The organism is Pseudarthrobacter sp. SORGH_AS 212, assembly GCF_030818145.1.
GTDB lineage: Bacteria > Actinomycetota > Actinomycetes > Actinomycetales > Micrococcaceae > Arthrobacter.
Genome location: NZ_JAUTAA010000001.1, coordinates 741,148 through 761,437, shown reverse-complemented (window position 1 = coordinate 761,437; position 20,290 = coordinate 741,148). Strand labels below are relative to the sequence as shown.

General features: G+C 64.7%; 17 protein-coding genes. 5 read left to right on the top strand and 12 right to left on the bottom strand.

The window, feature by feature from the left end; all coding sequences use genetic code 11:
• Positions 1–13 precede the first annotated feature (13 nt).
• The gene (gene purN, locus QE394_RS03340) at positions 14–580 is read left to right on the top strand and encodes a phosphoribosylglycinamide formyltransferase (RefSeq protein ID WP_349033701.1); all 567 of its coding nucleotides are present in this window, start codon (positions 14–16) and stop codon (positions 578–580) included.
• A gap of 472 nt (positions 581–1,052) precedes the next feature.
• Entirely contained in the window at positions 1,053–1,664 is a 612-nt protein-coding gene (locus QE394_RS03335; RefSeq protein WP_349033700.1) for a hypothetical protein, read from the top strand.
• A gap of 44 nt (positions 1,665–1,708) precedes the next feature.
• Here QE394_RS03335 and QE394_RS03330 read toward each other — a convergent pair whose 3' ends face one another.
• Both QE394_RS03330 and QE394_RS03325 read right to left on the bottom strand, forming a co-directional pair.
• Positions 1,709–2,875 (bottom strand): exodeoxyribonuclease VII large subunit, encoded by a 1,167-nt coding sequence (locus QE394_RS03330; protein WP_349033699.1) that lies wholly within the window; start codon positions 2,873–2,875, stop codon positions 1,709–1,711.
• A gap of 475 nt (positions 2,876–3,350) precedes the next feature.
• Complete coding sequence (locus tag QE394_RS03325) at positions 3,351–4,703, bottom strand: MFS transporter (protein WP_056082135.1); 1,353 nt, start codon at positions 4,701–4,703, stop codon at positions 3,351–3,353.
• Between the two features lie 141 nt (positions 4,704–4,844).
• Between QE394_RS03325 and purH the strand changes: the two genes are divergently transcribed.
• On the top strand, positions 4,845–6,530 hold the full coding sequence (gene purH, locus QE394_RS03320) for a bifunctional phosphoribosylaminoimidazolecarboxamide formyltransferase/IMP cyclohydrolase (protein ID WP_056082132.1): 1,686 nt from the start codon (positions 4,845–4,847) through the stop codon (positions 6,528–6,530).
• Positions 6,531–6,664: 134 nt separating this feature from the next.
• Here the strand turns inward: purH and QE394_RS03315 are convergent, their stop codons facing one another.
• Together QE394_RS03315 and QE394_RS03310 are read right to left on the bottom strand one after the other, a co-directional pair.
• The gene (locus QE394_RS03315; RefSeq protein WP_200937854.1) at positions 6,665–6,838 is read right to left on the bottom strand and encodes a hypothetical protein; all 174 of its coding nucleotides are present in this window, start codon (positions 6,836–6,838) and stop codon (positions 6,665–6,667) included.
• The gene (locus tag QE394_RS03310) at positions 6,822–7,787 is read right to left on the bottom strand and encodes a hypothetical protein (RefSeq protein ID WP_261621159.1); all 966 of its coding nucleotides are present in this window, start codon (positions 7,785–7,787) and stop codon (positions 6,822–6,824) included. Before QE394_RS03310 ends, QE394_RS03315 begins: the two co-directional genes overlap by 17 nt.
• 333 nt (positions 7,788–8,120) lie before the next feature.
• On the opposite strand from QE394_RS03310, the gene QE394_RS03305 reads away from it, so the two are divergent.
• On the top strand, positions 8,121–10,340 hold the full coding sequence (locus QE394_RS03305; protein WP_261621158.1) for an NADP-dependent isocitrate dehydrogenase: 2,220 nt from the start codon (positions 8,121–8,123) through the stop codon (positions 10,338–10,340).
• A 140-nt stretch (positions 10,341–10,480) separates the two neighbouring features.
• Here the strand turns inward: QE394_RS03305 and QE394_RS03300 are convergent, their stop codons facing one another.
• The 8 genes from QE394_RS03300 to QE394_RS03265 form a co-directional block, all read right to left on the bottom strand.
• Positions 10,481–10,963 carry a hypothetical protein gene (locus tag QE394_RS03300; RefSeq protein ID WP_349033698.1) on the bottom strand — a complete coding sequence of 161 codons (483 nt, stop codon included), beginning with the start codon at positions 10,961–10,963 and terminating at the stop codon, positions 10,481–10,483.
• Positions 10,960–12,150 carry a serine/threonine-protein kinase gene (locus QE394_RS03295; protein WP_349033697.1) on the bottom strand — a complete coding sequence of 397 codons (1,191 nt, stop codon included), beginning with the start codon at positions 12,148–12,150 and terminating at the stop codon, positions 10,960–10,962. Before QE394_RS03295 ends, QE394_RS03300 begins: the two co-directional genes overlap by 4 nt.
• Before the next feature lie 300 nt (positions 12,151–12,450).
• The gene (locus QE394_RS03290; protein WP_349033696.1) at positions 12,451–12,912 is read right to left on the bottom strand and encodes a hypothetical protein; all 462 of its coding nucleotides are present in this window, start codon (positions 12,910–12,912) and stop codon (positions 12,451–12,453) included.
• Positions 12,812–13,894 carry a hypothetical protein gene (locus tag QE394_RS03285; protein ID WP_349033695.1) on the bottom strand — a complete coding sequence of 361 codons (1,083 nt, stop codon included), beginning with the start codon at positions 13,892–13,894 and terminating at the stop codon, positions 12,812–12,814. Before QE394_RS03285 ends, QE394_RS03290 begins: the two co-directional genes overlap by 101 nt.
• Positions 13,895–13,984: 90 nt before the next feature.
• Positions 13,985–14,995 (bottom strand): hypothetical protein, encoded by a 1,011-nt coding sequence (locus QE394_RS03280; protein WP_349033694.1) that lies wholly within the window; start codon positions 14,993–14,995, stop codon positions 13,985–13,987.
• Between the two features lie 183 nt (positions 14,996–15,178).
• Positions 15,179–16,252: a Gfo/Idh/MocA family oxidoreductase gene (locus QE394_RS03275; RefSeq protein WP_261620771.1), complete on the bottom strand. Its 1,074-nt coding sequence runs from the start codon at positions 16,250–16,252 to the stop codon at positions 15,179–15,181.
• Positions 16,253–16,350: 98 nt separating this feature from the next.
• A complete protein-coding gene (locus QE394_RS03270) occupies positions 16,351–17,058 on the bottom strand; it encodes an ABC transporter ATP-binding protein (protein ID WP_349033693.1) in 708 nt (235 codons plus the stop codon).
• Positions 17,059–17,060: 2 nt separating this feature from the next.
• Entirely contained in the window at positions 17,061–18,521 is a 1,461-nt protein-coding gene (locus QE394_RS03265) for an FtsX-like permease family protein (RefSeq protein WP_349033692.1), read from the bottom strand.
• Between the two features lie 243 nt (positions 18,522–18,764).
• On the opposite strand from QE394_RS03265, the gene QE394_RS03260 reads away from it, so the two are divergent.
• Positions 18,765–20,255, top strand: coding sequence for a polysaccharide lyase family 1 protein (locus tag QE394_RS03260; RefSeq protein WP_261620768.1), 1,491 nt, complete (start codon positions 18,765–18,767; stop codon positions 20,253–20,255).
• Positions 20,256–20,290: the final 35 nt, after the last annotated feature.

Below are 20,290 nucleotides of genomic sequence, written 5' to 3'. Positions count from 1 at the left end.
ATAAGCTAGACGCATGCGCATCGTAGTCCTCGTTTCCGGTACCGGCTCCAACCTCCAGGCTGTCATTGACGCGGTCAAAGCGGGGGAGCTGGACGTGGACATCGCCGCCGTCGGAGCGGACCGGCCCGGCACCTACGGCGTGGAGCGTTCGGCCGCAGCCGGGATACCCACCTTCGTGGTGGACTTCAAGGAGTACCCGGACCGGGTCCAGTGGAACGCCGCATTGACCAGGGAGGTGGCCGCATTCCAGCCGGACGTGGTGGTGTCCTCCGGCTTCATGCGGATCGTCAGCCCGGAATTCATCGACGCTTTCGGCGGCAAGTACCTCAACACCCACCCGGCCCTGCTTCCGGCGTTCCCCGGTGCCCACGGTGTCCGTGACGCGATGGCCTACGGGGTCAAGGTCACCGGCTGCACGGTGCACTGGGCTGACGCCGGCGTGGACACCGGACCCATCATCGCCCAGGAGGCGGTGGCCATCGAGGACGCCGACACCGAGGAGACCCTGCACGAGCGCATCAAGGTGGTGGAGCGCCGGCTGCTGGTGTCCACCCTGGCCAGCCTCGCCGCTGCCTCCTAACCCTTCCCAACTAACTGGCAGTTGTTGTCGTTTTGGGCCTTCAGAACGACAACAACTGCCAGTCAGTTGGCAGTAGGCGCCTTAGCCTGTGGATAACCCGATCCGTTGGTGAAGGTTTTGCGATTATGTTGCCGTGAAGACCCCTCGCCCGCTGCCAACGCCACTTGCCTATCTGCCATTCACTTTCCAGGACGCGGTCGACGCCGGCGTGAGCCTCAGGCGGTTGCGTCATGTCGCGCTGAACTCGCCCAGCCGCGGTATCCGGGTTCCGAACGATGACATGCTTCCCGGTCCGGGCACAAGTCCTGGACCCGAAGTCGTCGTGCCGTACGCGAGAATCACAACATTTTCGGCTGCGTCCCACGCAACGGCGTTTGCCTTTTGGCGGTTTCCTGGGTTTCTGCCCGGGGAAAGCTCCCTGATACACATTTCCAGGCCTGACACGATGGCGATTCCACGCCGTAGGGGCGTTGTGGGTCACGTAGGGCAGTTCTTCGAGGACGAGATCGTTTGCGTTGACGGGTTACTGGTGACGAGCAGGTCCCGAACATGGCTGGACAATGCCCGGCGGATGAGCGTTGACGAGATCACGGTTGTGGCAGACCACCTCATCCGCGTACCTCGGCCGGTCTTTGAGGCCAGAACGGATCCGTACTACACCCTTGAGGATCTGGCCGAGATGCTGGACCGGCACAAGGGCACACCGGGCATCCGGAAAGCCCGCTTGGCGTTGGACCAGGCTCGGGTGGGTGCTGACTCTGCGCCGGAGACGCGGCTGAGGCTGGCACTGGAGTGCGCAGGGCTTCCTGTGCCGCAGTTGAACGTGCCCACGGAACTGCGTTCCGCCGTCGTACGCCAACCTGACCTGAGCTACCCGGAACAGAAAGTGGCCGTGGAATACGACGGGGACGTGCATTCGACTTCGGAACAGATCGTCCGTGATATCTCTCGAGAGGAGGATTTTATCCGTGGAGGCTGGGTTCTCGTCCGGGTCTCCAAGCGTCACATGACAAACGGCGCTGGGGCAGCCGTCTCGAAGGTGCGGAGAGCACTGATCGGCCAAGGCTGGTCACCCGGCTCGTGAGTCGAGTTTCCTACTGAAGCCTCATGGCTGGTCCCGTTGGGAGTCTAAAGAGGCGTATGGTGTCGAAGCCGCCGGAGCTTACGAACGGTCCGGACTCTCTTCATCGCGAAGCGCCACGAATCCACGTCTCTCGGTGGCTTCTTCATAGGTGATGTGGATGCCAGCCCGGCGGAATTCCTTGCCCGCCGCTGCCAAACAAGCAGCCAAACGCCGGTAGCGATGATTGTCAGGCGGTAGAGCCAACCTTGCAGCGAATCTGGACTCAGTTGAAGATTAGCCAGGAGTTGGTTATTGAATACCACCATCGCAGTGACCGCCATGAGAACCGCTACCGAGGCTGTGCGTGAAATGAACTTGACCCGCATCTCGGCCGTGTCCAGCAGGTCTTGTGTGTGGACTTTGAATGCATTGTGCTGTCGGGAATTGGCTTCCGATACCCGTTGTTGCACAGTCTCATAGTTGGCCTGAAGAACTCCAATGCGGGCCTCAAAGGAGGCCAGCTTGGCTTCCTCAGCAGCCTGGTCTTCCGCCTGGATCCTTCGCTCAGCCGTGTGACGCATCGCCCTTGTCTGCTGCCGGCGATGGAAGGCTAATTCGTTTGCGATCGCCTCTGCCGCGGCCGTGGGTGTCGTGAATGACAATGAGGCAGCCCGGTCAGCCACGGAAACATCTGCGTCATGCCCCACGGCCGTGGCGACGGGTACGGAGGACCTCTGAATGGCAAGCCCGAGGTCTGCTCGTTGGTAGCCCCGTAGCCACCTCCAGTGACCGCCACCCCGAACCAGCAGCACCAGATCCAGGTCCAGTTCCTCTGCTTCCCGGAGATGTGCCTGAAAATCCTCCATCTTGGCGTCGACACTCCACGAAAGGGTTCTGTAGAAGACCTCGGGTGAGGAGCCACCACTATGGGAGAGCCGACGCTCCAGATCTCCAACTCCTTGCGCGTTGGCAGGTCCAACGACCATGACGCGTTCCGGTTTGCAGTCAATGTTCTTGAACGCGTTCTCCGGATTGTCGTGTACGAACGTCCTGGCAAGGCGACTTCCGGGAACGCCGGCGGCCCGGAGCGAGGCGATCGCCCTATTATCTTCAAGATAGAGTGCGCCGCGGCGGACGAAGCCAGGTTCAATCGCTGTGACCCTCATGCCGACCGTTCCTTCGGCGTTAAGCCATAGTGAGCCTTTTAACGTCAATACCATGCCGCTGGTCATGGCCTTATCTAACGATGAGTTTCGTGTGCATAGCTGCGCGTCGATTTTGGGAACCATGTCTCCCCAGACAACGCATGGGAGGAGCTCCACTCCTTTCGGGGACACCGATACTAGATCAAAATTCCACCTCAGGCCGATCTTCCGTGGTGCCATGCACTCACCGCGGACTGTGATTTCGGTTTGTCGAACGCGGCTTCCAACCCAGCTGCGGACTGCACTGACTGAACTTCGAGACGAAGTCGTAGCCTCTGGTTGTTGGTTAAAATACACACGGCCTCCCCATCCGATACCCGAAACGCTTTTCCGCCCTTCGTTGTGGAGCCTAGCCGCGACCTCAGACACGGGCGAGTCAACTTTCCAGGGCCGCCATTCAACTGGCTCGCAGTTGTTGTCGTTATCCGGCCTCAAAACGACAACAACTGCGAGTCAGTTGGGTGGGTGAGGCTGGGGGTGAGGGTAAGGGCCGGCTGCGGGGTCAGTCGAGGCGGCGCTGGCGGGTTTCGGGGGAGAAGAAGGCCATCCACAGCACTGCCAGCAGCACCAGGCCGCCGGCCAGGGCGAAGGACGTAGCCAGGCCCAGCTCAGGCCAGAAGTAGTTGGCGAAAATCAGCGGACCGAAACCGGCGCCCAGACGCGAGAACGTGGATGCCCAGCCAAAGCCGGTGCCGCGCAGCTCAGTGGGGTAAAGTTCCGACACGTAGGCGTACAGCACCGGGATGGCCACCTGCACCACGAACCCGAACACCAGCAGCCAGAACACCGCTGCAGACGGGATGTCCACCACGAACGCCACGATCACCAGGGTCAGTGCGGACAGCGGACCGGTGATCGCCAGGATCCATTTGCGGCCCACGCGTTCCACCAGCAAGGCGGCAACGATGACGCCCAGGAGTCCGACGGCGGCCATTGACGCCGTGGTGACGAACGCCTTGTATTCGGCGAAGCCTGCGCCAATGAGGATCCGTGGCATCCACGTCAGTGACAGGTAGTAGACCAGCAGGATGCTGAAGAACAGGGCCCACGCGGCGGTGGTGATCTTCCAGTTGAACTGCCACACCGACCGCAGCTGGGTCCAGGCGCTGCCGGCGGAGAGCCGGGGTACGTCCTTCGCATCCGGCAGGCTGTAGGCCCGGGCTTCGGCGCCCGTGGCTGCCACCAGCCCGTCGATGACCTTCGCAGCCTCGTCCCGCCGGCCCTTGCGGATAAGGAACAGCGGTGACTCCGGCACGCTTCGCCGGACCCAGAACACCAGCAGCGCAGGCAGGACCATGACCAGCATGGTCAGCCGCCAGTCACCGTAGAGAGCCACCAGGCCAGCGGAAACGAAACCCGCCAGGGCAGCGCCCACCGGCCACCAGCCATCCATGGCGGTGAGTACTTTGCCGCGCTGCTTCCGGGGAGTGAACTCACCCACCAGTGCATAGTCCACCGGAATGCAGCCGCCCAGGCCAAAGCCGGCCAGGAACCTGAAGACACAAAACCAGATGAAGTCCGGGGCGAAGGCGCCGGCCACGGTGAAGACGGCGAACAGCAGCAGCGTAGCGGTGAACGCCTTCTTCCGGCCGATGGTGTCCGCGATGGTGCCCCAGATGAAGGCCCCCAAAGCCATGCCAATCAGGTTCGACGTCCCCACCCACGCCACCTCGCCGGGGGACAGTGCCCAATGCTTCGACAGCAGGGGAATCAGAATGCCGTTGAGCGTCACATCCCACGCGTCAAACATGAATCCGAGGCCGCCGATCAGGAAGATCCGCCCCTGGACTTTCCATCGCCAGGGCAGTTCCTGGACCACCTGTTCGCCGCTGGGCACAGTGGTGTAAGTGTTCATTGCCGCCTCCTTCTGAAACTTTAGCCCCGCCCACCGGCGTTCACACTCCGGCGGACACTCGGGGCAACGTGCGCTACGCGATAAACTGGCCCTATCCCCACCAACCGCGGCACTGAACCGCGAGATAAGACGGAGACATTTGTGAGCTTCACGCAGCATGAGCGCGTATCCATTGACCGTGTACCCATCCGCCGGGCCCTGATCTCGGTTTACGACAAGACCGGCCTGGAGGAGCTCGCCACAGGCCTGCACGCAGCGGGTGTGAAGCTGGTCTCCACCGGTTCCACCGCGAAGAAGATCGCTGCTGCGGGCATCCCCGTGCAGGAGGTTGAGGAAGTCACCGGTTCCCCGGAAATGCTGGACGGCCGCGTCAAGACGCTGCACCCCCGCGTCCACGGCGGCATCCTGGCAGACCGCCGCGTCCCCGCCCACATGGAGACGCTCGAAAGCATGGATATCGAGGCCTTCGACCTGGTGGTGGTGAACCTCTACCCGTTCGTAGAAACCGTCAAGTCCGGTGCCGCGCAGGACGACGTTGTCGAGCAGATCGACATCGGAGGCCCCGCCATGGTGCGCTCGGCCGCGAAGAACCATGCCGCCGTCGCCATCGTGGTTGACCCGTCCTTCTACGGCCAGGTGGTGGCTGCTGCCGCCGCCGGCGGTTTCGACCTGAAGACCCGCCGCCGCCTCGCCGCCAAGGCGTTCGCGCACACGGCGTCCTACGACAACGCCGTGGCCACCTGGACTGCCAGCCAGTTCCTTGATGAAGACGGCGACGGCATCATCGACTGGCCTGCCTACGCCGGAATGTCCCTGGAACGCTCCGAGGTGCTGCGTTACGGCGAGAACCCGCACCAGCAGGCTGCGCTCTACGTGGACAAGGCTGCCCCGGTGGGCATCGCCCAGGCCGACCAGCTGCACGGCAAGGCCATGAGCTACAACAACTTTGTTGACGCCGACGCCGCCCTGCGCGCCGCCTTCGATTTCAGCGAGCCGGCCGTGGCCATCATCAAGCACGCCAACCCGTGCGGCGTTGCCGTCGGTTCGGCAGACGCCGCGGACCCCATCGCCGACGCCCACGCCAAGGCCCACGCCTGCGACCCCGTGTCCGCGTTCGGCGGCGTCATCGCAGCCAACCGCCCGGTCACGGCGGCCATGGCCAACACCGTGAAGGACATCTTCACCGAGGTTGTCATCGCGCCCGGGTTCGAGGCCGAGGCCGTGGAGATCCTCTCCAAGAAGAAGAACATCCGGCTGCTCGCCCTGCCCGAGGGCTACGGCCGCTACCCTACGGAGTTCCGCCAGGTTTCCGGCGGCATGCTGGTCCAGGTCAGCGACAAGGTGGACGCCGACGGCGACAACCCCGCCAACTGGACGCTCGCCGCGGGCGAAGCCGCCGATGAGAAGACCCTCGCGGACCTCGCCTTCGCCTGGACCGCCTGCCGTGCAGCAAAGTCCAACGCCATCCTCCTCGCGGACAACGGCGCAGCAGTCGGCATCGGCATGGGCCAGGTCAACCGCCTCGACTCCTGCAAGCTGGCCGTGGAACGCGCCAACACGCTGGGCCTGCAGGTGGATTCCGACGTCGACGGCGCCGGCGGCGCCTCCAACGCCACGGGTGCCGGCGCACCCCGGCGTGCCCAGGGCGCGGTGGCAGCTTCGGATGCCTTCTTCCCGTTCGCTGACGGCCTGCAGATCCTGATCGATGCCGGGGTCCGCGCCGTTGTCCAGCCGGGCGGATCCGTCCGCGACGAGGAAGTCATCGCTGCGGCCAACGCCGCCGGAATCTCCATGTACTTCACCGGAGCGCGCCACTTCTTCCACTGAGCCGATTGATCGGCTGCTCCGTAGATGCCGGTTTGAGACACCAAAAAGGCATCTACGGAGCAATGGATGGACTTTAATTGACGACGGCGCCCGTCCCCTTCGCAGGGGGCAGGCGCCGTCGTTATTTTGTTGGCCTAGTCCTCGTCGGCCGGGTGCTGCTCTTCAGGTTTTGGCCGCAGCACAAGCTCCCGGGGCTTGGCCTCCGCCATCCGTTCATCGGTCCAGTACTCGAGGATTTCCTCGTGCGTCTGGGTTACCTCGATGTGGGCCACGCCGTCATCGGGCTCTTCGCTAGGACCGTGACGCAACGCGGTAGGTCTTTTCAATCGAGTCACCCCAGTACGGGCCGTACATGACCTTGGAGCCGCTGTAGCCGTAGCTGTTGATCGAGTTCTGCAGTCCATCCGGGCCGGAGCCGATGAACCACGGGCCGCCGGAGGAACCGCTGGTCATGTCGCATGGGATGCCCTGGGTGGTGAAAGCCGGGTTGACGGTGTCGTTTGTGGCAGTGCCCGCACAGCTCTTCAGGGTCTCGCCGTTGTACTGCTTGTCTGCAGGGTAGCCGTAAGACGTGTAGGACAGTCCGCGGTCCTCGTTGAACGCCACTCCGGAGCCGCCCACCACGTCGGTCAGCAGGTCCCCGTCGAGGCGGTCCATCACGGCGAACGCCGTGTCGTAGGAGATGTCGCCGGAGGCGGTCCATTCGCTGGTGGTGTAGAGGTCGGTGGCGGTCCACTTTCCATAGGGCGCTTGGCCGTTCTCGTAGGCGGGAACGAAGACGAAGTTCGTGGCCTCCTGGCCCGGACCGCCAAAGACGCAGTGGCCGGCTGTAGATACGGTGCTCTTGTTCCTGGACGTCACGGCGTTGCCGGAGCAGACGTAGTTGGCGCCGCCCATGGTGAAGAAAACCTTGCCAATGTGGGTCACGGAACCGGTTGTTGCTGCCTTGGCCTTGCTGGCGCCAACTTTGGTGTTCTTTCCTTTGGCCACTGTTGCGGGATTGGAACGGGGGCTCGTTGCCAGGGCTTTCCCGGCCAGGACATCACCGGGGCGGGCACCCTCCATCCGGTCCGCGGTCCAGTAGTCCGCGGCACCAGTGCTGTTAACGGCAAGGCGGGCGACGGAGGGGAGCAGGGCGTCTTCGGAGGGCGATGGGGAGGCCGGCGCGGCGGAGGCGCCGCCGGCTGTGGTCAGAGCCAGAACGGCTGCGGCGGAGAAGCTCAGGATGCCGGAAGCCAGGGACCGGGTGCGTGTCATTGTTGTCCTGTCTGAACGGAAAATGCCCCGGGGGAGAGGGCGCGGATCGACTTCAAGAATTTATCGCGCGCGTCACATATAAGTAAACAGGAGTGACTTACCCTGCAGCGGAAAGGGGGCTGTGGAGCCGCAGGTCAGGAGCAGGACGCGGGGCGGGGTGGGGCACCTGGGCGGGCGCCGCCGTCGTACGCTTCTCCATCGCTGTAATCCTGCTCACGGCGGGGTCATCCAGCGTTCCCGGTAGGGTTCAAACCCGTGTCCTCGGGTAAGTTGTACTTGGTGAAATAGACAAAGGTTTCACAACCAAGCCGACCTTCAGGGAGACGCCCGCGCATGTCCAAGATTATCTACACCCACACCGACGAAGCGCCGATGCTGGCTACCTATTCGTTCCTGCCGATCATCGAGGCGTTTGCTTCGACTGCAGGTGTGGAGGTGGAGACCCGCGACATCTCGCTCGCCGGCCGCATCATCGCTGTGTTCGGCGATTACCTCACTCCGGAGCAGCAGACCGGTGACGCCCTTGCTGAACTGGGTGAACTGGCGAAGACGCCGGAAGCCAACATCATCAAGCTGCCTAACATCAGCGCCTCCATTCCGCAGCTGAAGGCCGCCATCGCTGAGCTGCAGGGCCAGGGCTACGCACTGCCGGACTACCCGGACAACCCCTCCTCGGATGAAGAGACGGCCGTCCGCTCGCGCTACGACAAGATCAAGGGCTCGGCAGTGAACCCGGTCCTCCGCGAAGGCAACTCGGACCGCCGCGCGCCGCTGTCCGTTAAGAACTACGCCCGCCAGAACCCGCACTCCATGGGTGCCTGGACCGCTGACTCCAAGACCAACGTGGCCACCATGGGCCAGAACGACTTCCGCTCCAACGAGAAGTCCGTTGTCATCGAATCGGACGGCACCATCGCCATCCAGCTGGTCCGTGAAGACGGCTCGGTGAAGGTCCTCAAGAAGGCTTTCCCGGTCCTGGCCGGCGAGGTCATCGACGGAACTGTCATGCGTGCCGCGGCCCTGGACGAGTTCCTGAAGGCCCAGGTTGCCCGCGCCAAGGAAGAGGGCGTGCTGTTCTCCGCACACCTCAAGGCCACCATGATGAAGGTTTCGGACCCCATCATCTTCGGCCACGTGGTCAAGGCTTACTTCTCCGAGCTGTTCGACACCTACGGAAAGCAGCTGGCCGCCGCCGGCCTGAGCCCCAACAACGGCCTCGCTGCCATCGTCAGCGGTCTCGAGGACCTGCCGGCGGATGTCCGCGACGGCGTCCAGAACCTCATTAAGAAGGGCCTCGAAGACGGCCCGGCACTGGCCATGGTGGATTCGGACAAGGGCATCACCACCCTGAACGTCCCCTCCGACGTCATCGTGGACGCGTCCATGCCTGCAATGATCCGCAGCTCCGGCCACATGTGGGGCCCGGACGGCAAGGAAGCCGACACCCTGGCCGTCCTGCCGGACAGCTCCTACGCCGGCATCTACCAGGTGGTCCTTGACGACTGCCGCGCCAACGGAGCCTACGACCCCACCACCATGGGCACCGTTCCCAACGTGGGCCTCATGGCACAGGCAGCCGAAGAATACGGCAGCCACGACAAGACCTTTGAGATCCAGGAAGCCGGCACCGTCCAGGTTGTGGATGGATCCGGCAACGTCCTGCTCGAGCACGAAGTGTCCGTCGGAGATATCTGGCGCGCCTGCCAGACCAAGGACGCCCCCATCCGCGACTGGGTCAAACTGGCCGTCACCCGTGCCCGCGCCTCCCAGACGCCGGCCGTGTTCTGGCTGGACGAGGAGCGCGCCCACGACGCCAACCTCATCGCCAAGGTCAACGAGTACCTGACCGACCACGACACCGAGGGCCTGGATCTCCAGATCCTGTCGCCCGTCAAGGCCACCGCGTTCACCCTGGACCGGATCCGCAAGGGCGAAGACACCATCTCCGTCACCGGCAACGTCCTCCGCGACTACCTCACGGACCTCTTCCCCATCCTGGAACTGGGCACCAGCGCCAAGATGCTCTCCGTGGTGCCGCTGATGAACGGCGGCGGACTCTTCGAGACCGGTGCCGGCGGATCCGCGCCCAAGCACGTCCAGCAGCTGCTGAAGGAAAACCACCTTCGCTGGGACAGCCTGGGCGAATTCCTGGCCCTGGCCGTCAGCTTCGAGCACCTGGCCACCACCACCGGCAACGCCCGCGCCCAGGTCCTGGCGGACACGCTGGACCGCGCCACCGGCACGTTCCTGCTGGAGAACAAGTCCCCGAGCCGCCGCGCCGGCGAACTGGACAACCGCGGCAGCCACTACTTCCTGGCCCGCTACTGGGCCGAGGAACTGGCCAAGCAGACGGACGACGCCGACCTTGCCGCCGCATTCAGCGCCGTCGCCAAGGAGCTCTCCTCCCAGGAGGAGGCCATCGTTGGTGAGTTGGCTGCGGTCCAGGGCTCGCCCGTGGACGTCGGAGGCTACTACCACCCCGAGGACGCCAAGGCCTCTGCAGTCATGCGGCCGTCCGCCACCCTGAACAAGGTCATCGCCAGCCTGAGCTAGCGGCAGGCTGCTGCGGCAGTTTCACCAAAGAGGCGGTGCCCCGGATCTGTTCCGGGGCACCGCCTCTTTCTTGTGCCGTCTGCAAGGTGGAGATCAGCGCCCACGTCCCTTCCGACGTCGTACGCTGCATCGGTGGGCCTTTATCCGCTGTCTTTGCCCTTGCCCTGGTTGTCTTTCTTGCCTTTGTCCTCGCCGGAGGGCTGCACCGTGGACGGCGCGGGGGCTTCCTGGGCGGGCGGGGTTTGCGCGGCTGCTTGTTCGGCCGCCTGGCGGGCTTCCTCTTCGGCGCGGGCTTTGGCCTGTTCGGTCTTGGCCATGGCGTCGGTCAGGTCGGCCCGGACGGCGGCGGCAATGGTGGTGATGCTGCGGCGGCGTTCGTCCGAGATGCCGCCCCTCGACTGAGCGTCTTCGAGTTCGGATTCGAGGCCTTCCAACGCCCTGAGTGCGGTGGCGGGATCGTTCTGCGACGTCGCCTGCGTTACCTCAAGCACCCGTGCCTGCAACTGCCTGGCGGCATCGCGCTGGAGCCCCGTTTCGCCGGTCCCGCAGCCGGCGAGCAATCCGGCCGCCAGCAGCGTCGCGGACCAGCGGACGGTCAGCGCCCCGTGCTGCCCAAGCGTCACGGTTCAACGCTCTTCTGCAATTCCTTCAGGTGATCGCCGAGTTCCCCGGTGACCGTTGGATACGGCACGACGTCGGCGGGAGACTGCGTGGAGAGGGTCAGGATCACCGCGGCAACCACAGCCGCTACCACTATGAGCGTAAGGACCACCGCGATCCAGAAGCGCATGGTGCGGGCCCTCGGATGGAGGTCCCTGTCCTCAGGTTTGTTAATCCGGGGCGATGCAGCCGCTTCCCGCAGCTCGTCCACGGACTCTTCCGCGGTGATCGACGGCGGGTGGAACGGCATGGCCGGCAGCACCCTAGTGCTTTCGGGTGCGAGTTCGCCGGGTGTGGAAGCGGGTGAAATGAGGGCTTGGCGCAGGACGGTCTCGATGTCCGCGGCGGACGGGCGTTCCAACGGTTCGATGGCAGTCATCGAGCGGAGGAGCTGTGCCCACTCTGCGGGGAGGTCCTCTGGGATTTCAGGCGCCCGGTGCAGCCTGGCCACCGCGGACTCCACGGCGCCGCCGGGGTACTCGACGGTTCCCTTGATGCATTCAATCAGCACGAGGCCGAACGAATAGATGTCCGTGGCGGCGGAGAGCGGCTGGCCAAGTGCCTGTTCCGGGCTGAGGTACGCGGCAGTGCCCACCATGGTTCCGGTGGCGGTGAGACGGGTGGAGTCCGCGATCCGCGCAATACCGAAGTCGGTGAGCTTGGGGCGCAGGGGTTCGCCGGGCCGGATCTGGACCAGCAGGATATTGGCAGGTTTGATGTCTCGGTGGATTACGCCCAGCCCGTGGACGTAGGCCAGGGCGTCAGCGATTCCGGCGCCGATGACGGCCAGTTCTTCCAGCGGGACACGGCTGTGGCGGATGCGGCCGCGGAGGTCATGGCCTTCCACGAGTTCCATGGTGAGGAACGGACGTGGCTCGTCCGGGATCCGGGTATCGATGCCGGCGTCGAAAAGCGTGACGAGGCCGGGATGGTTCAACGTGGCCAGCAGCTGGATTTCCGCTTCCTGGCGTTTCAGTTCTTCGGTGTCCGGGGCCTGCGGTGCGAAGAGCTTAAGGGCCACATCACGGCCCAGGTTTTCGTCCCGGGCGCTGTACACCGAAGACATTCCCCCGCGGCCGATGACCTCATTCAACCGGTAGCGACCGCCGACAATCTCGTTCGTGGTGGAGCTGGGCGATTCCGCCACCATGTCCCGTCCCTCCCGGTGCGATGCGGCACTGTCGTACTCAAATCATACCGGTGGAGGGGAGGCCCGGCGATTGACCTTGGGTTTCGCGGCGCACACGCCGAGGGTCCGGCGGCGGAACTCCAGCATCCGCCGCCGAACCATCGGCCACAAGGACATGCGTGCTGATGACATGTTTGCGTGCTTTTCCGGTTCTGTGTCCTGGTCCTCCTTCCCCGCGGCTCGTGGAGTGCTGCCGCTTCAGGCGCGATTCACGGACGCTTCCCCACTTCGTTCAGGGGGAATGCAACGCAGGAGTGTGTATTAGGAAGTCCTGCGCTTGCGAAGCACAAGGATCCCGGCGGCCAGGAGCAACAGGGCCAGCGGGACGAGGGAGCCGTCCAGGCCGGTGTTGGCCAGTGCGGTCGCACCGCCCTGGGCAGGAGCGCTTCGCGGTGTGGTGTCGGCGGCGATGACCCCACTGACTGCTGTTGAACCGGCGGGTGCTACGGAGATGCCGTTGGTTCCGGCCGTGCCTGCGCCCGGGGTGCCGATGTCGGTTCCGTTACCGGCCCCTGCGCCGTTGCCGTTGCCGGGGTTTTCAGTCCCCGGGGTGTCGGTGCCCGGTGCGCCTGTTCCGGGATCCACGGTGCCAACGCCGCCGGTGTCGCCGTCGCCCGGGCTTTCAGTGCCGGGTGTACCGGTGCCGGGGTTTTCGGTGCCCGGGGTCTCCGTGCCGATGCCGCCGATGCCAAGGTCTACTCCCAGGTCGATGCCGGCATCCACTCCGCCGTTGTTTCCGGTGCTTGCCGAGGCCGAGGTCAATGGCTGCGTCGATGGCTGTGTCGAGTCCGCCGTCGCCGGTGGTGCCGTTGGAGCCGGTGACCCCGCCGAGGTCCACGACTGCATCGGCGTCCACCGCAACATCGGTGTTGGTGCCGTCCGTGGTTCCGATGTTGCCAAGGCCGAGGCCGACGTTTACTTCGGCGTCGACGACGGCGGTGAGGCCGTCGTTGGTGCCTTCGTTGGAGCCGGTGACCCCGCCCAGGTCCACGACCGCATCGGCATCTACGACAACGTCAGCGTTGGTGCCGTCGGTTCCGGCGTCGCCGAGACCGAGGTCAATGGCTGCGTCGACAACGGCGGCGGTGCCGATATTGGTGCCGGTGACCCCGCCCAGGTCCACGACTGCATCCGCATCTACGACAACGTCAGCGTTGGTGCCGTCGGTTCCGGCGTCGCCGAGACCGAGGTCAATGGCTGCGTCGACAACGGCGGTGAGGCCGTCGTTGGAGCCGGTGACCCCGCCAAGGTCCACGACTGCATCTGCGGCGAGAGCTACATCGGCCGCGTTGGCCGCGGGGGCCGGTTCCGCCATGGCTGAACCGGTACCCAGGCCGACGTTCACATCTGCCTGGACATCCACGTCGGCCGTCGCTGCCTCGGGAGCAGTGCTGCCGCCCCCGAGGCCCAGGCCAACTACGGCGGCCGCAGCAAGCCCGCTGCCGGCTCCGGCGGTGCTGTCTCCGGCGTTCAGCGCGACGTCCACTACGGCGGCGACGCCCGTTGAGTCTGACGGCGTTGGGCCACCCAGCAGGCCCAACGACGCCGTATCAGCGGACGCCGCCGCCGAGATCAGGGCGGATGCGGAAAGATCCGGTCCGGTGGTGTTGGTGGTGTCCGCCGCGTTCGCTGCTGTGCAGCCGAATGCCAGCAGTCCACCGGCAAAGAGGGTGCCAAGCAGCCCCCTGCGAAGGTTGGAACTCATGATGGTTTCTCCTGAAGAAGTTGATGAAGGGCGCTGATGCAGCTGCCCCATATGGCCGCGCGCTGCCGCAAAGTGGCAGCCGGGACTCAACTAGTCAGGCGAAGAACCGGGGTCGAAGGACACCGGTGCGGGGGTATGTTCACTGTCTTCCCGGGCCAGGACGGCGCGGGAGAGGAAATGATCAAAGTCGTAGGCGCTCAGCCAGGCGGCGGAACCAAAGGCGACGGAAGCAGACCCGCCACAGCCAGTGCCGGTGCCCGGAACAGCAGGGGACTGAGCCGGCTGGTGCATGGGAGCGTCAGTGGCTGGCTGGCCGGCGTCGCCGCCACCCGAGGGGTGCACAGCAGGCTCGATGCCGGAGGTTTCAGCAAGGAATGCCGCACCGTAGCCCGGGAAAACGGTCAGGGCCGGCGCCGCAACGTTCACTTCGGCTGCGGGGGCCGGTTCAGCCGGGCCGAACGACTCGGCCGGCACCGCATCGGCGGCATTCTGCATGGGCTCAACGACATTGATGCCGGCCGCGGGGACCGGTTTGGAGGCCGGCAGTTCTTCCAGCGGCAAGGTTTCGGAGAAATCGGGAAGCGGAAGCGGGGCTGAGCCGGTCACAAGATCGGACACCGGGACCAACACCGGTTCAAGCGCGGGGATGGCCTCGGCAGCCGGTGGAACTACAGCCTCAACAAGGGCCGCAGTGGTCCCGTCCGCGACGTCAACGATGGGCGTTGCAACGGCAGAAACCGTGCCCGTGGGAACCACTCGGTTCACCACGGGCACAGAGGAGATCAGGTTGTTTGCCACAGCCGAACTCTGGTTGACCACCGGCTGCAGCAGTCCTGCCGGCCGGGCGGGCACAGGAGCGGGGGCTGGCGTCGGAGCGGTAGTCGACGTCTGCGAATCCGTTGGAACAGTTCCGGCAACCTTGCCTGTCACCGCGGAAACGGACGACGTTACGGAGCTGGTGACACCGCCCAGGAGGGAAGAAGCCTCAGAAAGGGTATCGGCCGACGCAGCCGTGGATGACATCGTCAACCAGCCGATGGCCGCGGCCCCGGCAAGCAACACGGGACGCATGGCACGCCACGGCGAATGTGCATTAGCCATGAGTACCACCCCCAGTACCGCTAGAAAACGACGATGCCAAAATCCTAAGACTGCTTATCGTCGAAAGTCTAGGGTCAATAAAAAGAATGTGACAGAAAATTGATGGCGCCTGCTAAAAGGGCCCAGAATTTCCATTCAGTTTTGTCACGTCGTTGATGCTCTGATTTTACGAGCGTCGAGGCTTCAACGGTGCCCGTCATTCGGGTAGCTGACGCCCAGCTGGGCCCGTACCCCGTCAAAGAGGCGCATCGTATTCAGCGAATCTTCCAGCGGCATTACCGGACTTTCCGCAATGCCCTGCTGGATGCAGCGGGTCACTTCGCGTAGTTCGTAGGTGTAGCCCTTGCCCACGACGTCGAACGTTTCGGTCCGCCGCTCGTCCCACCCCGTGGCCACGATCAGTTGGCGGGGGTTGTTGATCGACCCGGCACTCTGGAGGAAGCCGAGGCTTCCGGCAACGGTCGCGGTGCGCGGTCCATGTGCCAAAAGCGATGAGGTCAGTTGGACCTGGGCGCCGTGGTGGTAGCCGAGCGTCAGTGCGTTCTGGGTATCGACGCCGTCGTCGTTGACATGTCCTGTGGCGCTCACGGTTTGGGGGAACCCGAGCGTTCCCAGCGCCCAGAGCAGGGGGTAGACGGTGAGATCGAGCAGCGCCCCGCCGCCATCTTGCCGTGCCCACAGCCGGGCGGTAGGGGAGTATGGTGCGGGGAAACCCAAATCGGCGGTGACCCAGTGGATTTCTCCCAGCTCACCGGACGCAGCAATGTCAAAGGCGCGCTGCATGCCGGGGAGGAAGCGGCTCCAGACGGCCTCCATCAGGAAGAGGTTGCGGCTGCGGGCAGCTTCAATCAGTTCAGCCGCTTCCCGGGCGTTGATGGTGAAGGCTTTTTCGCACAGGACGTGCTTGCCCGCCTGAAGTGCGGCCAAGACGATCTGGTGGTGCTGCGCATGGGGTGTGGCAACGTAGACGACGTCCACCGCATCATCGGCGAGCAACCGCTGGTAGCCGTGTACGCCGTCGTGGTCCCCGTACGCTTTGCCGACGCCATAGGCGGCAGCGAAAGAGTCCGCCGTCGCCTGCCCCCGGGAGCTGACGGCGTACAGTTCGGCATCTGCCAGCAGGGCCAGGTCCTGCGCCACGGATTTGGCGATTCCACCGGTGGCGATGATTCCCCAGCGGAGGGGCGCGCCGGTGGCCGAACGCGGGTCCGTGTCGGCCTGGCTGGACAACCATGGTGTGGCGATGGGGGCACTCATTCAGTCATCCTGCCACAGGACTGAAGGAGCGTTGGGGATTGGTCCCCGTGGGTGCAGGGGGTGATGGGGAGGGCACGACGCCGGCCCTCCCCATTCTGCTAGGCCGTCACCGGGAGCGGGGTCCGGTGGTGCGCCTGGTCCTCCGTCAGCTTTCCCTGCTGCAGCCGGAACCTGCGGTCGGTCTTATTGGCCAGCGCACGGTCGTGGGTAACCACCAGGATGGTGGTGTTGTGGCCGCGGCTGAGGGCGCTGAGGAGCGAGATGATGTGGTCCCCGGTCTGCTCGTCCAGGTTGCCCGTGGGTTCATCGGCCAGGATCAGCTTCGGCTCGTTGGCCAGGGCGCGGGCGATGGCGACGCGCTGCTGCTCGCCGCCGGAAAGCCGGTTGGTGCGCCTGTCGTGTTTGTCCTGGACCAGCTGGACCTGCTCCAACAGATCCTTGGCGCGCTGCCGGCGGGCCGTCTTGCGCATTCCCGCGAACTCCATGGGCAGCATCACGTTGTCCACTGCAGAGAGGTTGGGGATCAGGTTGAACTGCTGGAAGACGAAGCCGATGTCCCGCCGGCGGTATTCGGTCAGTTTGGCATCCGGCATCCCCGCCAGGCTCACGCCGTTGACCACGACGTCTCCGCTGGTGGGCTTGTCCAGCGCACCAAGGAGGGAAAGCAGTGTGCTTTTCCCGCTTCCGCTCTTTCCGACGATCGAGGCAAGGGTGCCCTGTTCGAGGACGAAGCTGACGTCATTGACCGGCTTGATGGTGCGGTCGCCCGAGTTGAAGGTGCGGACCAGGTTCTTGACTTCAATCATGGCTATTCTCCTCGCAGGACTTCGATGGGACGGATGCGTGCCGTGAGCAGCGCGGGAACCAGCGCGCCAATGATCGCGACGCCGAACACCGCCGCAATGCCGGCGGCGATGACGCCGGGGGAGGCGCTGGCAGTGACGGAGGTGAGCAACTGGGAGGCGCCGCCGAACGGATTCCCGCCCGGGAAACCAGCGCCGCCGCCCGGAAAGCCTGCTCCGCCCCCGGGAACTCCGCCGGGCATGCCACGCCCGGCGGTGGTTGCCGTCGTCGTTCCCGTGCTGTTGGTGCTGATCAGCGCGGAGGCGATGCCGCTGCTGGCAAAAGCCGCGATGATGGCGCCCGCTGTGCTGCCCAGCGCCGCCAGGACCAGGGCCTCGAGGACGAACTGCAGGCCGATGGTGCGGTTGGGCGCACCGATGGCCTTCAGGACGCCGATTTCCCGGCGGCGCTCGCGGACCAGCATGACCATAATCAACAGGATGATCAGCCCGGCGGTGCCGAGTGCAGCGACGAAGGCGATGAACGAGATGTTCTTGACGCTGCCGAGGGAGCTGACGGCTGTCTCCAGGTTTTGTCCCTGCGTGACGTCCGCCTTGTCCGTGCCGAGCGCGTCCTGCAGGGCGGTCTTGGCGGATGCGACATTGTCCAGCGAATTCACCGTGACGATCATGCTGGACAGTTCATCAGGGAGCCCGGCAAGCGCCTGGGCGGCAGGAAGCGTGAGGTAAACGGCGTTGTTGCCGAAAGTGGTTCCGGCATCGAAGAGGCCGGAAACGGTGTACGTCTGGTCGTTGATGGTGAACGTGGAGCCGACGGTGAGGTTGTTCTTTTCCGCCAGGGTGGTGCCCAGGAGGGCATTCGTGGACTCGGCGGTGTAGTCTCCCAGCCCTGCGCCTTCGGTGATGGTGAGCGCCTTGCCCGTGGTGTCCACCTCGGCGCCGATGCCCGTAGCCGTTATGGGCAGCGACCGCATGGGCTGGGTGGTTGTGGATCCGGTGGACCCCGTGGTTCCATTTGACTGCTGGTTGCGGTTGCCCAGCGTTCCCGCGTCCACTGCAGCGGTGAGGCTGGTGGTCAGCGTTGCTGCGGCCTGCCCGCCGGGTCCCCCCTGCCCGCCGGGGCCCTGGCCTCCGGTTCCGGTCTGTGCCGCGGCCTCGGTGGCGTTGCGGAGGCGCAACGACGAGGTCCCGACGACGGCGCTGACGTTGGGCACGGCCGCGGCGGTGGCTGCCAGCCCGGTGGTGAGGGGCTCGCCGCCACCTTCGAAGCCTTGGCCGCCGGCGGGGTTGACGGTCAGGACGGTGCCCACAGAGGCATTGAGCTCCTGGACTTTTGCTCCCACGGCCTGGTTGGCCACCAGCATGGCCAGGGCCAGTCCGATGGCGACAGCCAGGACCGCAACGACGGCCGCGGTCCTGACTTTGTTTCTGAAGGCGTTGCCTACGCTCCGGGCAAGGACGCTCACGTTTCTCCTATGGTTCAGGTGCCGGCCCGGGAGGCCGGCGTCGGATCCACCCTCGCCGGGCATGCTGTGCAGGAATCCGGCTGAACCTGTGTTTGCCCTGTGAAGACCCCTTGACAGTCTTGTCATGACGCGCGTAAGAATTAAGCTATTGCTCAGAAACCGCTTTCTCAGCAATGACTTCCCACCCCTCTATCCGCACCTCTCAAGGCATGTGGTTTCTGTGGCATGCCGGAAAACAGGCCGATGACGTCCAATCCCAGCAGTAAGAAACTCCTTCCTAAACGACTGCGCAGAAGATCTGCCCTGATCGCCGGGGCATCCGCCATCGCGCTCGCCGCCGGCCTGGCAGGGACCGCCCCCGCGGTGGCCGGGCCCGCACCCACCGGTGGAGGCGTCATCAAACCCGACGATGCGGCACCGACTGGTTGGGCCGCCGTCGGACGTGCCACGGACGGCGGGGCCGGCGCACCTGCTGAAAGTCGGTACGAGGTAAATAGCCTCGCGGAACTGAAGGCCGCGCTGGCCAACAACGGCCAACCCACCGCTCCCAAGATCGTCTATGTGAACGGCATTATCGACGGCAACCAAACCCCGGACGGGCGGATCCTTGCTGAGCAGGACTACGCACCGGGCTATGACATCAACCAGTACATCTCCTGCTTTGGACCTGGCGGCAAGGTCTGGAGCGACCAGACTTTCGAGTACTGCAAGAAGCAGCGCCAGCTTCGCCAGACCGGCAGCAACAACATGAAGCGGCAGATCGAAGTCAGCTTGCCCAGCAACACCACACTGGTTGGCCTCGGCGAGGACTCAGGATTCGTTGGTGCCAACATCGTGATCCTGAGTGCCACAAATGTGGTGATGCGGAACCTCAGCGTGGAAGCGCCGGTGGACTTCTTCAGCACCTGGTCACCGGATGACGGTAACGGCGCCTGGAACGCGCGGTTCGACGCCGTATCCTCGGTGACATCGGATCACCTGTGGATTGACCATGTCAGCCTCTCCGACGGCCGGTTCCCGGACAGCGAAGCTCCGAAAGGCCCTAACGGCAAACCGGCTAACCGGCACGACGGCCTCCTAGACCTGAAGGACGGCACCGACTTCGTGACCATTTCCAACAGCAGGCTCTCCAACCATGACAAGACCATGCTCCTGGGGTCCGGTGACGAGCACGTTGACAAGGACGGCGGCAAGCTGCGCGTCAGCTACATCGGCAACTACTTCGAGAACCTCCAGCAGCGTGCACCCCGTGTCCGGTTTGGCCAGGTCCATGTGGTCAATAACTACTTCGCCGGCAGCACCGACGATCCGCACTACCCGTTGGTGAGCGAGGCCCAGGGCGGCAGCAGCTATTTCCTCGGCGCCGGCTACGAGTCGCGGATCTTCTCCGAACGCAACGCCTTCGAATTCACGGGTCCCGGCGCTGACCCGTCGATCATGGTCAGCAGCTACAACGGCCACCGGTTCAGCGACACCGGCTCCTGGTACAACGGGCAGCCCACGGACCTCAACGCCATCGCCAAAGCCTCGTTTGAGCAGAACCGCGCGGAAGCACTGGCCGAGGCAGAAGCCGGCGGCGTCCCGGCTCCGGACTGGACGGGCTGGGACTTCACCACCGACGTGGGCTGGGACCCCGCCGATGTCTACAGTTACAAAGCCTTCAGCACCCCGCAGGCAGTGAAGAACCACGCGCTGAACTTCACAGGCCCCGGAGTACTCAAGGTTAAGCCGTAGAACAGGCCGCCCCAACAGCAGGCGGGAACGGAAAC